Below are 13,066 nucleotides of genomic sequence, written 5' to 3' on the forward strand. Positions count from 1 at the left end.
AGTGCGTTCCGCGAGCATATGCTCGTGATGTCGCAGTGTGATCGTATGGATTTGTAGCGTTACCGCCGATCGGCGAGATCGGATGTGCTGGGATAGCCGGGTGACCGAGCGTAAGCCGTACCCGAGCGACTTATCCGACGCGGAATGGGCGTTGATCGAGCCGGTGCTCGCGGCGTGGAAGGCCGCGCACCCATCCGTCAGCGGCCACCAGGGCAACTACGAGTTACGCGAGATCGTGAACGCCATCCGCTACCAGGGACGAACCGGCGTCCAATGGGACTATCTCCCGCACGACCTGCCGCCCAAGAGCGCGACGTACCACTACTTTTCCAAGTGGCGCGATGACGGCACCGACCAGGCGATTCACGACCTGCTGCGCTGGCATCTGCGGGAGAGGAAGGGCCGATTAGCCGATCCGAGCCTGGTGGTGCTGGACACCCAGAGCGTCCACGTCGCGGCCGGGGTCCCCGCCTCCACCACCGGACGGGACGCCGCGAAAAGGGTACCGGGCGCAAGCGTGGCCTGGCCGTGGACGTGCTGGGCCTGGTCATCGCGGTCGTGGTGCTGGCCGCCTCGGCGCACGAGAACACCGCCGGGATCGCCCTGCTGGGCCGGGTCGCCGCGAGCACCGAGGGCACGGTGACCAAGGCGCTGGCCGACCAGGGGTTCAAGAACGCGGTCGTCGCGCATGGCGCCGGTCTGGGGATCGACGTGGAGATCGTCGAACGTAACCCCGCCGACAAGGGGTTCGTCCCCCAGCCCAAACGGTGCGTGGTCGAGCAGACCTACGGCATCTTGATGTTCCACCGGCGTCTGGTCCGCGACGTCGAGCACCTTCCGGCCAGCTCCGAATCTTCGGCGCGGGCGCTGGACGCCTACCAGGAGAGCCTGGCGCCGCCCCGCCGCCCCGAGGCCCCCCGGTCGTACGGCCCGGTGGGCGAGGCGGCGTGGATCGGCGAGTTCTGCCTGCTCCTGCCGACGTTGCGGGAACGCGCCGAGAAGGTGGGCCTGACCAGCGAACTGGAAGGCCTGATGACCGCCGCGCAGCACGGGCACGAGGCGGGAGCGGACTTCGCCGAACTGCTGAAACGGCTGGACGAACGGTACGGCACCGGCGACCGGGGCCTGGACGGCCTGTACGGCGGCTACCCGATCATGGACCCGGTGTACGTGTGCCCGATCGGCAGGTGCGCGCGCACGCAGACGCGGGAGACCGACGGCCCCGCGCCCCGCTGCCACGTCGGCCGCAACATGCGCATGCGCGGATCATGACCGATGGACGTGCTGCTCGCCCCGCACGGCAGGCGTTCGCCGGTCCCCGGCGCGCTCTGGGCGGCGACCGCCTTCGCCGGTCCCGCGCTCGGCCATTCATCCTGGTACGACGTCGGCGTGCTGATCAAGCGGGCGAACGCCCTGCCGGACCGGCCAGCCGCCGTGCTCGCCTGCGCCGCGCTGTTCCTGGTCGCGGTGGCCGTACACGGGACGGCCGCGGAGTACGCCGGGCGGCTGACGCGGGCGTGCTGGATCCGAGGACCCGGCGGCACCCTGTCGCGGCGGCTGGCCGCTGGCCGCCTGCGCCGATGGGAGGCCGCCGAACACGCCTTCCAGGGACGCGCGAGCCGGTGGCGACGACGCGGCGAAGGCGGTGGCCGCCGCCCGCCGCAACCGGATCTCCCTGTCGCGTCCCCGGCACGCCACCTGGATGGGCGACGCCATGGCCGCCCGGGAGAAACACATCCACGGCGAGTACGGCCTCGACCTGTGGGCGGCCTGGCCCCGGCTCTGGCTGACGCTCCCCTCGCGGGTCCGCGACGAAGCCCGCAAGGCGTACGCGGCCTGGCACACGGCGGGCGTGCACGGTGGCGGCGGCCTGCTCTACCTGCTGATCGCCCCGTGGTGGTGGCCCGCCCTGCTGGTCGCCGTCGCCGGGTGCGCGGCGGCCTGGTGGTCGGGCCGCGCCGCGTGGGGCGACTTCACCGACCTGGTGGAGTCCCTCGCCGACCTGTACGGCGCCGCCCTGGCCAGGTCACTCGGCGTGCCGGTGGACACCTGGCCGGACCCCGCGATCGGCGTCGAGGTCACCGCGCGGCTGCGCAAGGGGATCTGACCTCACCGGCATCGGCCGAGGACCTTCTCGGTGGCGAGGGTGTGCGGGTGATCCGGGCCGAGGACCCTGGTCCGCCCGTCGAGCACGCCGGTCAGCACGGACCGCGCGCCGTCGCGGTCCTCCAGCGCGAGCAGCGCCTCGCCGAGGGAGTGGCGGATGGCCAGCGACCGGTGGTGCTCGGGCCCCTGCACCCGGACGCACACCGCGGCCAGTTCCCGCAGCCGCGCCAGGGCGGCGGCGTGCCGGCCGCGCGCCTGCTCGATCAGGGCCAGGTAGTGCCGGGTGATGAGGGTGGCGGGGAAGTCCGCGCCGAGGACCTGGGTACGGTCGCGGAGCACCTCGGTCAGCAGGTGCTCGGCCTCCGCCAGCAGGTTTCGCGCGTACAGCAGGTGGGCCAGGTTGTTCTTGCTGGTGAGGGTGTCGGTGCTGAGCGGCCCGAGCACCCGCTCGCGGGCGGCCAGGGTGGGCCGGAGCAGTTCCTCCGCCTGGTCGAGCCGGCCCTGGTCGAGCAGCAGCCGGCCCAGATAGTGCTGGGTGGTCAGGGTGTCCGGATGTTCGGGGCCCAGCACCAGCCGCCGGGCGGTGAGCGCCTCGCCGAAGCCGCGCTCCGCCTCCGCGTACCTGCCGAGGGAGGCGCGCACCTGGCTAAGGTCGTGCAGGACGGCGAGCACGTCGGGGTGGTCGGCTCCGAACAGGCCGACGCCGATCGTCAGCAGCGAGCCGTACCGGTCGCCGGCCTCCTCGAAACGGCCCGCGTAGAGCAGGTAGCGCGCGGCCAGCGTGGCGGGGCCGAGCACGCCCGCGGACGGCTGGGGACCGGGTTCCATCAGGTCGAACGGGCTGTGGCAGTGGTCGGCCAGGGCCCGCCAGCCGGACCAGGACACCGGATTCTTGGGGTCGAGCTCGTCGGCCACGGCGGCCAGCAGAGCCGTGCTCACCGAGAGGAGTTCCGGCAGGTCGTCGCGGGCGTGCCGGCGGCAGGCGTACCGCACCAGCGGATGGATCAGCAGCAGGTCGGCGACCGCCGGGTCGGCGGCGGAGTCCCGGACGAGGTCGACCAGGCCCACCCCGGACAGGCCGAGCAGCGCCGCGCGCAACGAGCCGGTGGTCAGGCCGGCGAGCAGCGGGGACCGGGACAGGATCTCGGGCCTGAGCAGCAGCCCGTACGGCACGGCGGCCTGGCGGAAACACGCGAGCAGCCGCAGCAGCGGCCGGGCCTGCGGCAGGCCCTGGTCCGCCAGCAGGTCGAGGGAGAGCTCCCAGGTCCGGTCGATCCGCTGCCGGTGCCGGAGCCCGCCGGGTGCGTCCACGTCGAGCACGTCCTCGTCCTGCCGCAGCGCCTCACCGTACTCGGCGAAGGTGGCCGGCCCCGCGAGCCGGCCGGGCAGACCGGCGGCCTGGGCCAGATGCAGACCGGCCAGGCGCAGCGCGAGCGGCAGGCCGCCGAGCCGCTCGGCGAGCGCGTGCGCGTCCTCCGCCGAGCCCGCCTGGGGCGCCAGCTCCCGCAGCACGTCCGCGCCCTGGCCGGCGGTGAGCGGCTCGATCCGGTGCGACCTGGCCCACGAGCCGGGCCGGCCCCACGAGAAGGAATCCCGGGTGGTGACGACCACCAGGCCGAATCTGCCCTCGACCGGGCGCAGCCAGCCGGTGGCGTCGGTGACCGGCGCGCCGTTCAGGCAGAGTTCCCGGCGCGGGTCATCGGTGTCGTCGATGACCAGCAGCCACGGGGAGCGGTACTTGTTGAGCAACCGCCACAGGACGTCGGGGTGGCTGCCCGAGCGCATGACCTCCCGGCCCGCGCCGAGCTGCACCGCGAGCGCCCGCATGCCGTCGGAGACCGCGCCAGGACCGTCGGCGGCCGTCACCCACCAGGTGTGCACCTTCCGCTCAAGCGCCCAGCGCACCAGGGCGAGCGCGACCGCGCTCTTGCCGGTGCCGCCCAGGCCGTGCAGCACGTGCACCCGCGGGCCGTCCCAGTCGGCGGTCAGTCCCGCGCCGAGCAGGCGGAGCAGGTCCTGGCGGCCGACCAGGGTGGGCTCCTCGCTGAGGCGTTCCACCGGCGGCCGGGTGGAGACTATGCCGTACGAGGGCGGCTCCCGCGCCGGCTCAGCCTGCGGGAGCACGGGTTTGCCCCGCCAGAGCCGGCGCAGCAGCGCGTACCAGCGGTCGATCTCGCCGTCGCTGGTGATCCCGCAGGCTTTGAGGAGCTTCGCCAGGTTGGCCGAGGAGATCCTCGGGCGGTTCCGCGCGTTGAGATAGTCGCTCACGGTCTGCGGAGGAATGCCGGCCCGTTTGGCGAGCCCGCGCAGGGTGAGCCCCGCCTGGTCCATCAGCAGGGTCAGCGCCTGCGCGAACTCCTCGACCGTCGAGATCGCATCAGGATCCGGGCGCATCCCAAAGTCCCCTCATGGTCCTCATGGTCCTCATGGTCCAAAGTGCACGTAGGGAGCCCAGATGAAGGGCCTCTTCCGGTGAGCCGCGCGCAGCTGGAGCACGGCTTCGTGCAAAGCGTGGGCGGCCCGGGAGGCGTCGAATCCGCCGTCCGCCAGCACCGTGTACATCGGCTCGCTCAGTTCGAGACTGGCCAGGTCGCCGACCGGCCAGAGCGACCCGGTCACGTGCCGGAACCCCGCCTGCTGCAGCGCCGCCGTGAGGTGCAGCGATTCGTCCGGAAGGGCGTATCCGCCGGCAGCGGTACGGCAGGCGCTCAGAAACGCGAACTCCGCGTTCTTCAGGCGCAGCCCCGCGATCTCCGGCATCCGCACCTGCCCATCGGCGAGGTACAGCGCGCCGTCGGAGGGGTTCCACGGGTCCTGCCCGCCATGACAGGCCAGATGAACCCAGGCGTGGCGGGGCAGTTCGGCCAGCAGCCCCGCCCGGGTGGCGTCCGCGTTCAGCAGCGTCGTGCCTGGAACCTTCGCCGCCACTTCGGACGCCTCCCGCACCGCGTAGACCAGCGGCGGGGTTCCCGGGCTCTTTCGGACTCCGACGCAGAGCAGCCGCCGGAACTCCGGGGCGGGCCGCGCCGCCTTCGCGGCACGCGTCAGCGCGGTCAGGGTGGTGGTGTAGGACGGCACGGTGCGGTCGAGCACACTGTCGTGGTCGTCGCCCGCCGCGTGCAGGGGCAGGAAGGCGAGCGGGCCGGTGGGGCACCACCAGACCCGTTCGCGGCCGGCCGAGGTGACGCCGAGCGCGGACAGGCAGGGTTCGGCGATGTCCCGCCAGAGTTCGTCGAGGAGCGGCCACCTGCCGGTGTCCAGCCTTCCATTCGCTTGTTCCAGATAGGTGAGGTGGTCGTTCGCCAGGGTGAGGATCCGGTCGTAGGTGATGGGCAGGGGCAGCGAGCTCACCTCGCCGTCGCGCACCAGCATGGCGTCGCAGCGGATCGTGCTCACGTTGAGGACGATCACCGGTCCTGGCACGCGGGCGAACTCCGCGAACGGCGCCGGCCGCAGGAAGGTGTCGAAGCCGGGCAGCGCCTGGACCTCGGCGATCGTCGTCTCCCACTCGCGGGCGTCGGCGATGCGCCGATCCGTGTCCGCGCCGTTCACGGCCGCCGAATCCAGGCCGGCGTGTAGTCGCTGGAGCCGGGCGGCCAAGTCGGGGGCCTTCGCTTTGAGCGCCGTGAGGTCCGTCCGGATGTCCAGCTGCTGGGACCAGAGCACGGATCTGCCCTGTTCCAGCAGTTCGAGGGCTCGTTGAAGGTCACCGTGCGCGATGGCGCAGGCGGCGGCGTCGGTGGCCAGACCGTTCCAGCTGCTGAGCTGGCGTTCCCTGGTGGCCTGGCTCAGGCCGCGCCACACCACTTCGGGCAGCAGCTCCATCGCCTTCTCGAAGTGGCCGGAGGCGGCGCGGAGGTCGCCGGATCGCACCAGATCCTCGCCGAGCAACCGCCGGGCGTAAGCCCGGATCAGCGGCGGGGTCACCGTGCTGCCGGCCGCTTCCAGCCACTTGTCGCGCGCTTCCTGCTCCCACGCCGGGTTCAGCTGGACGGCCCTGCGGCGGGGCAGGTCGAGCACGTTGCCCAGGTGCAGCAGGTATTGCCCCCGGTCGGGGTGGGTCTCGGCGGTGGCGCCGACCATGCGCCTCGCCTGTTCCCTGGCGGCCTCCAGATGCGCTTGGCGGCCGGAGAACTCGTACTGGGTGAGCAGCGCGTGGTGGAGGGTCTGTTCCACGACGTGCGGGCTCGGGTGGTCGCCGGGGGTGGCGTCCCTGATCGTGTATGCGGCGTTGCGGGCCGCGTACGCGGCGTTGACGGCGGTGGGGAGATCCCGTTCCGCCGCGTGGCGGTAGCGGGTCAGGTGGGCCTGGCTGAGTCCGGTCAGGCAGCGCATCCGGTCCGGGTGGTCGTGTGGCGTGATGTCGACCGCCGCACGCTGCCGGGTGATCGCCTCGTCGATGTCGGCGACGTTCGCGGTTATGCGGAAACGTCTGGTGAGGTCGGTGCCCAGGTTGGAGAGCAGCCCGGCGCGTTCGTGCGGGGGCAGTCCTTCCGTGGGGGGAGCCTGCGTCTTGAGTTGTGCGATCAGTTCGGCGGGCAGGCCCGCTGCCTCCAGGTGGTCGACGATCGGTTCCATCACGTCGGTCAGGCCGGCGGGCTGTTCTGCGAGCGAGTCGAGGGCTTCCCGGCCGAAGGTGATCGCCTCGTCGAGGTCGGCGAGGTCGCCGTACCGCTCGAATCTGGTGGACAGGGCCGTGGCCAGGCTGCCGAGACAGCTCAGCCGCTCCTGGCCGAGTTCGCCACCGGCGACCGCCGCGCGACCGGCCGCGATGGCGTCGTCCAGGTCGGCGAGCGCTCCGGTTTCCTCGAACCTGCGGATCAGGGAGGTGGCCAGGTCCCGCTGGAGCTCGGCCTGACCGCGCGGATCCGTGGCGGATGCTTTGGCGATTGCTCTCCGGTGCCAGTCGATGGCGGTCGTGAGGTCGTCCGCCCGGCCCAGCCGGGACGCGCGCTCGGAGAGCGTGGCCGCGTACGCGCCCATGCGCCGTGGGTCGTCGAGCAGGTCCGCGTCACGTAGCCGCTCATACTCGCGGATCGCCGCCTTGAGGTCTTCGAGGTGGCGGCCGTAGCGCTGATAGCGCTGCATGAACAGGGCCGCCAGGTTGGCGGGGTAACCTTCGGCCCACGGCTGCCGCCCGAAAGCCATCTCGACGAGCCTGGCCCAGCAGCGGATGGCGCCGTCCAAGGCTGTCGCGTCGTTCTCGATCCAGTCCACGCGCAGGTAGGCGACACCGGCGCTGCTCAGCACCAGGCCCTGGAATTCGGGATCGGTACCGACGAAGTCCGGGCGCTCGATCATGCTCTCCCATGCGGCGGCGGCGTCGATCGCCCCGGGCCAGCCGTGGAGCCCGGTCTTGGCCCGCTCGTCAGCTGCCACCGCGTTGTCCCACAACTCGTGGAAGTGTCCGGGGGTTTCCGGTGGGCGGGACGCCGTCGCTTCGGAGTGTTTTTCGGGTTCGCCGCGGAGGCGCGCGAGCAGGGCCACCAGGTCGCGCAGATGAGCTGGTTCCTCGGGGCGGCCCATCCTGGCCGCCAGGTCCGCGGTTTCCGTCAGGTGGACACCGGCCATGGGGTCGTCCAGCAGCCGGGGATTCGCCTTGATCAGCTGCTCGGCGGCGGCCAGGGTGGGGGTGTCTGCCAGACGCTCCAGCAGGGTGACCATCTCCAGGATGCGACGGGCCGACCCCAGGGGTTCGTCTTCCGAGTACTCGGCCGCGATGGCTTCGCCGGCGTCGTGGTCGTCTTCCAGGTCCTCGGCCGCGATGGCTTCGCCGTGGTCGAGTTCACGGACTATCTCCACCAGAGTGGCGGGGCTCGACGGCCAGGATTCGGGGTGCCCGGCCCGGCTTCGCGCGCAGAGTTCCAGGAAGCGGCGGTGCCTCGCCAGCTGGCTGAGTCCGTTGGCGGGTCCGAACTGCTGGATGAACGGGACCATGACGTCGAGGACGAAGAGCGCGTCCTCGTGCAGCAGTTCCTCCGGGTGCCGGGCCACGAGTTCGAACGACTCGCCCCACGAATCGGCTTCGAGCAGGCGCATGACCAGGACGGTCAGGGCTTCCGCGGCGGAGCGTCCCATCAGATCCAGCACTCCCAGGAGTCGGGGTTGTGGTAGTCGGCCATCCGGTCGATGGCGGCCGGTTCGTCATGTCGCCGACGGCAGACGTCGATGACGGATATGCCGGTCTCGGTGCCGTCGGTGGTACGGCAACGCCAGCCGTACGCGTGGTCGGCGACGAGGGTCGCGTCCTCCGCTCCCCCGGCCTGGCAGTGGGCGTCGAAGTCGGCGGAGTCCAGGACGCCGAGGCGGCGGGTGACCTGCCAGCACTCCCAGGATTCGGGGTCGGCGTAGTTGAGTGCTTTGTCCAGGGCGTTCTCGTCGCCGTACAGCTGTTTGCAGGCGTCGGTGACCGAGAGGGGGCGGCCGTCGCAGCGCCAGCCGTAAACGTTGTTCTCTTCGAGGGTGGCGTCGCCGGCGCCCAGGAGGCGGCAGTACGCGTCGAAGTCGACGCCGCCCAGCCGGACAGGTGCTGCGGCGGGCGGGTCGGGAGCCGGTTCTTGGGTCGGTTCAGCGGTCGGTTCTGGGGTCGTGGATGGCGTGGGGGAAGGGTCGGCGGATCGGCCGGTCGCGGGTGGGGTCGGGGTTTCCGGGTCCGTCTCCGGGTCCGTCGTGGGCGAAGGGGGCTTGGAAGGTGATTTATCCGGCTTGTTCAGCTTATTTGGGGATTTGGTGGAGGGTTCGGCGGGAGGTTCCGCAGGTGGCTCAGCCGACGTGGTGGCAGGTTCGGGTGGCGGTTCGGCGAGGCCGGGTGTTTCCGGTGGCATCGTCGCGAGGTCGGTGGCCGGATCCGGGGCCAAGTCGTCGTCGGCGGCCACGGGGGAGCCCGCCTGCGCGATGGTCGTCCCGTACGACACCTGGGGCCTGGAACCGATCGCGGTGTACCCCGCCACGCCGCTGCCTGCGATGACCAGCGCCAACGTCACGAAACCCGCGACCAGGACCGGGATTCTGTCGCGGAACGGCTCGCCGCCCGTCGTGTACCCGAGCAGACGCTCGATGCGGCGGCTCGTGCTCGGATGGGTGGAGAGCAGTTCGGCGAGCCCGCCCCCGGACACCGCCCGCGCGATGGCGCGTTCCTGCGCCAGCCAGCGCCCCCGGACCAGGGTCGTCGGCTCCCCCTCGATCCGCTCCAAGGCGGCGCAGAGAGCCTCGGGTCTCCCGGTGACGTACGCCGCCACCGCGTCCGCCGCGAACTCCCGATGCCGGCACAGCGCCATCAGGATCGCGTGGTTGACGACCAGCACGATCTTGCCGGCCTTGCGGATCGCGGGCGCGACGAACCTGGCGATGACGGCGCAGGACAGCCGCAGCGGACCGACGATGGGCCCTGACCTGTTCGTGGTCGCCGCCAGGAACCCCAGGCAGACGATTCGCAGGGCTTCGGCGTAGAACGTCAGCAGGGTGTAGACCCAGCGGTTCCACATCATGGCGCCCACCAGCACGCTCGCCATCCAGGAGTCGCCGTTGGCGTGATGGGCGAGTTCGTGCGCGATGACGGCTTCCAGCTCGTCGGGGTCGTCGTGGTAGAGGGCGAGCAGCCGTACGGACAGGCAGATGTGGGCCCGGCCCCCGGACCCGATCGCCACCGCGTTCACGCCGTTGTCCATGATCCTGACCCGGGGCGGCGCGATCCGGAACTCCGCCGCCATCCGGTTCACGATCGCCTGCAGCGCCTCCCGCCGTTCCGGGTCGTGCACCTCGCCGAAGCGCCACAACGTCAGCGAGTCGTTCGACAGCCCGCAGATCACCATGACGGCGACGAGCACGCCCCCGGCCGCCAGCCCCGCGGCGACATCGCGCGCGGACGCCGCGACGATGGTGGCGACAGCGGCGACGGCGGCCAGGAGAACCAGTCCGAGCACGCCCATGAGCAGCCGGTTGCGTACCCGCTGGCGTTTGACGAGGCCGAGTCCGGCTCGGTGACTCTCGGGGGATCCGGCTGGGGGCAGCATGGAAGCTCCTTCAGGCGGCGGCGCCCCGAACCGGTACCAGCAGGCTAGCAAGCAGCCAAATGAGTAGCCAGCGGGTTACCGCCAGTGTTCTGGAAATGTCGCATCACGTGTCGGTTTGCACGACCTTGGATCGTTCCGTGGGGGATGCCGTCGTGACGGCCATGACCAGGGCCGCAGCCGCCGCGACGACCGCCCCGGCGATCGGAAGCCATTTCGCCTGGTTGGGCATGCCCGGCACAGAACCGGGCCGGGGCAGCGGGGGGTCCAGCGGGATGATCCGCGAACCCTCTCCGGGACGCAGCGGCGGCACCACGCGGGAAACCACGGGCCGGCTCGGCGGAGGGACCGGCCTCGCCGACTCGATCGCCTCCATGCCGAACGCCTGCGTGGTCGCCGTAGGCTCCGTCACCCCGTGCAGCGCGGCCTGGAGTTCCTGCGCCTCCTCCCGCGCCTGCCTCAGCTCCGCCGCGAGCGACGGAAGCCCGAGCCGGGCGGTCTCCAGGGTCTTGCTGCCTTCGGTGTACGTCGTCATCGCGTGGACGACGATGTTCTCCGGTCTGATGGGCATCTCGTCCAGGCCCAGTTGCACCATCGCCCAGGTCATGCCCTGCCGGTAGCGCCGGAGCACCCACTGCCGGTCCTCCTCGGCGTGCACGGCCGCCAGGTCGGCGGCGTCGACGTGCCTGGTCGCCTGCCCGGCGAGCGTGGTCGCCCGCTGAACCGACGCCTCCAGCCGCGCCCCGAGCTTCGCCAGGCCCGCCCGCCCGTCGCGCAGCCGGTTTCCGAGATCGTTGCCGCGCGTGAGCAGGATGGTCAGCACGGCGAAGACCGCGCAGACGATGAGTCCCGCCGCCAGCCCGAAGATCGCCGCCTCGGCCACGGATCTGCCCGCCGAGCGGACCATGGACGCCACCCGGCCCCCGATCAGCAGGGTGTTGATCAGCGTGACCGTGAGGACGAAACCGAAGGCGAGCCGGGTCAGGCGGTCGGCGGCCTTGATCTGGGCCAGGATGGCCTCCGCCCGGCTGCGCGCCGCCACGTCCAGGCCGGTGTCACGATGGTCGCGGTTGTGGTCCCGCAGCGCCGACCGCGCGTCCCGGCTCGACCGCTCGCGCGTCCGGTACGCCTCCAGGCTGAAGTCCATCGCGACCGTCCAGAGCAACGCCAGGCAGGCGGCGGCGCCCCACTGCACCAGGGACGCGAGTGAGTCCAGCGGCCCGAGGTTGAAGATGAGCTCCCAGTAGAGGGCCACGTCGACGATGGCCGTCGCGCCCGCGACGACGATCACCCAGCGGCGGCGCAGCGGCTTGTTCGTGTGCTGGTCGTCGCTTTCCTGCGCACGCTTGGCCGCCAGCCGGACGCTGGCCCGATAGTTGTGGACGGCGTCGCGGATGGTCGCCCGCTGCTGGAGCGCGGCGCCCGCCTCGGTCGTCTTCTCGACCGCGCACCGAGCTTCATGGAACAGGCCGTTGTCGTGGCGTTTCGCCACTTCCATAGCCTCATCCTGGAGGCGCTCCAGCGCGTCTTCGAACGCCTTGCGCTGCCTGGCCTCGGCGCGCGGCCCCGTCTCCTCACGCTGGGAGCCGGTGATGGCCACGCCGACACCCAGGATGTCCTCGGGTGGCAGCACCTCCCCCCTGGGCAGGGCCTCGATCGGAATCGCCTTGCCGGCCAGCTGCCGCGTCGAGCAGTAGGGACAGCTTCCGTGGTGATCCGCCAGTTCGCCGGACATGATCCTCCCCCTGTCACGTGGTCTCAGGCGCGGTGATCTTCACCACGACGACACGCTGCGCCCGGTCCTGCGCGGGCTTCCCCGGCGTGCCCTTGACGTCCCAGCCCTTTCCGTCCGCCCGGACGAACTCGGGCGGCACGCCGGCGTCGACGAGCAGGTCCCTGATCACCTCGGCCCGGCGTTTGGACAGGGCGCGGGCGCCGGCCGGGTTGTCGCCGAACTTGGCGCAGAACCCGGTGACGGTCATGACCGAGCCCGCCGGCGCTTCGAGGTACTGGCCGGCGATCTGGGCAGCCTTCGACTCGACCGCCGCCGGGTCGATGAGCACGGCCTCGTCTGGCCGGAAGTACGCCGCGTCGATCCTCCCCACGCGCGGAGGGTCGGGCGTGGGGGTCGGCTCCGGTTCGATCTGGACGATCGGCGGGACGGCGGACGGATCGGCCCAGGGCGCCGCCCGCTCCCGATCGCGCACAGGTTCGCTCACCCGTGCGCCCAGAGCCTGGCCGAGCCCGACGATGAACTTCTCGCGCCACACCTCGCTCGCGACGCCCAGCGGCTCCTGCCCGGACCCGCCCGGAGTGAGCAGCACCGGATGAAGATCGACTCCAGACAGGTCGACCTCGCTGATGTCGGTCTTCATCACCTCCTGAACCGCCGCTTCCGGATCCCCCGCCGTCAGTACCGACATATCGAGGGGCGCCACGGTAGCCGTCAGAACGGCAGTCGCGAGTGTCACATCCGCGCGGCCGCCCTTCGAAATGTCCTCGGCCGCCTGCAGGGCCGCGTAGAGGTCGAACCCGATACTTCCGACCTGCGCTTTCGCGATCGCCTCCGACAGGTCGGTGAGCCGATCATCGACCCCGATGGCGCGCAGCGGCGGGCTGTGCTCCTCCTGATCCGTCCCTGCTCGCGTGATACGCAGGTCGATGAAACCCACCTCACTCGCCGTACGCCCCACCGCGAAGACCCTCAGCGTCCCGGCCCCCTTCTCCGCGAGCGCCTTCGCCTTACCCCTCATGTCCTTGGGAATGACCCCTGCCACCCGATCGGTCTTCTCAGCGATCAGAACGATCTCGCTGACGCCCTTGGCTGGTTCACTGTCGGCTTCCGTCGATTCGCCGCCACACGCGGCCGCCAGCGACGCCAAGACGACCAGCGCCTTCACTCGACCGGGAATGAAACGACTACTTCCCATCTGGCCTGACCTCCCCCTGTA

The 13,066-nt window shown here is 71.5% G+C and carries 9 protein-coding genes; 3 read left to right on the plus strand and 6 right to left on the minus strand.

Annotation, left to right across the window (positions count from 1 at the left end; all coding sequences use genetic code 11):
• The first annotated feature begins 100 nt into the window (after positions 1-100).
• Both Acor_RS29735 and Acor_RS43505 read left to right on the plus strand, forming a co-directional pair.
• The gene (locus tag Acor_RS29735; protein ID WP_218034562.1) at positions 101-643 is read left to right on the plus strand and encodes a transposase; all 543 of its coding nucleotides are present in this window, start codon (positions 101-103) and stop codon (positions 641-643) included.
• Complete coding sequence (locus Acor_RS43505) at positions 529-1,272, plus strand: hypothetical protein (protein WP_218034563.1); 744 nt, start codon at positions 529-531, stop codon at positions 1,270-1,272. The genes Acor_RS29735 and Acor_RS43505 overlap by 115 nt, the downstream gene beginning before the upstream one ends.
• A gap of 96 nt (positions 1,273-1,368) precedes the next feature.
• Here the strand turns inward: Acor_RS43505 and Acor_RS29740 are convergent, their stop codons facing one another.
• Positions 1,369-1,665 carry a hypothetical protein gene (locus Acor_RS29740; RefSeq protein WP_155340081.1) on the minus strand — a complete coding sequence of 99 codons (297 nt, stop codon included), beginning with the start codon at positions 1,663-1,665 and terminating at the stop codon, positions 1,369-1,371.
• Here Acor_RS29740 and Acor_RS29745 point away from each other — a divergent pair.
• Complete coding sequence (locus Acor_RS29745; protein WP_155340082.1) at positions 1,646-2,107, plus strand: hypothetical protein; 462 nt, start codon at positions 1,646-1,648, stop codon at positions 2,105-2,107. The genes Acor_RS29740 and Acor_RS29745 overlap by 20 nt on opposite strands.
• A 2-nt stretch (positions 2,108-2,109) precedes the next feature.
• On the opposite strand, the gene Acor_RS29750 is transcribed toward Acor_RS29745, so the two are convergent.
• The 5 genes from Acor_RS29750 to Acor_RS29770 form a co-directional block, all read right to left on the minus strand.
• Positions 2,110-4,500 carry a helix-turn-helix domain-containing protein gene (locus Acor_RS29750; RefSeq protein ID WP_155340083.1) on the minus strand — a complete coding sequence of 797 codons (2,391 nt, stop codon included), beginning with the start codon at positions 4,498-4,500 and terminating at the stop codon, positions 2,110-2,112.
• Positions 4,501-4,530: 30 nt separating this feature from the next.
• Positions 4,531-8,184: a CHAT domain-containing protein gene (locus tag Acor_RS29755; protein WP_155340084.1), complete on the minus strand. Its 3,654-nt coding sequence runs from the start codon at positions 8,182-8,184 to the stop codon at positions 4,531-4,533.
• Entirely contained in the window at positions 8,184-10,118 is a 1,935-nt protein-coding gene (locus tag Acor_RS29760; protein ID WP_155340085.1) for a M48 family metalloprotease, read from the minus strand. Before Acor_RS29760 ends, Acor_RS29755 begins: the two co-directional genes overlap by 1 nt.
• A gap of 103 nt (positions 10,119-10,221) precedes the next feature.
• Positions 10,222-11,850, minus strand: a complete 1,629-nt coding sequence (locus tag Acor_RS29765; protein ID WP_155340086.1) for a hypothetical protein — start codon at positions 11,848-11,850, stop codon at positions 10,222-10,224.
• Positions 11,851-11,863: 13 nt separating this feature from the next.
• Entirely contained in the window at positions 11,864-13,045 is a 1,182-nt protein-coding gene (locus tag Acor_RS29770) for an OmpA family protein (RefSeq protein ID WP_155340087.1), read from the minus strand.
• Positions 13,046-13,066 lie beyond the last annotated feature (21 nt).

It is taken from the genome of Acrocarpospora corrugata (assembly GCF_009687845.1).
Classification (GTDB): Bacteria; Actinomycetota; Actinomycetes; order Streptosporangiales; family Streptosporangiaceae; genus Acrocarpospora; species Acrocarpospora corrugata.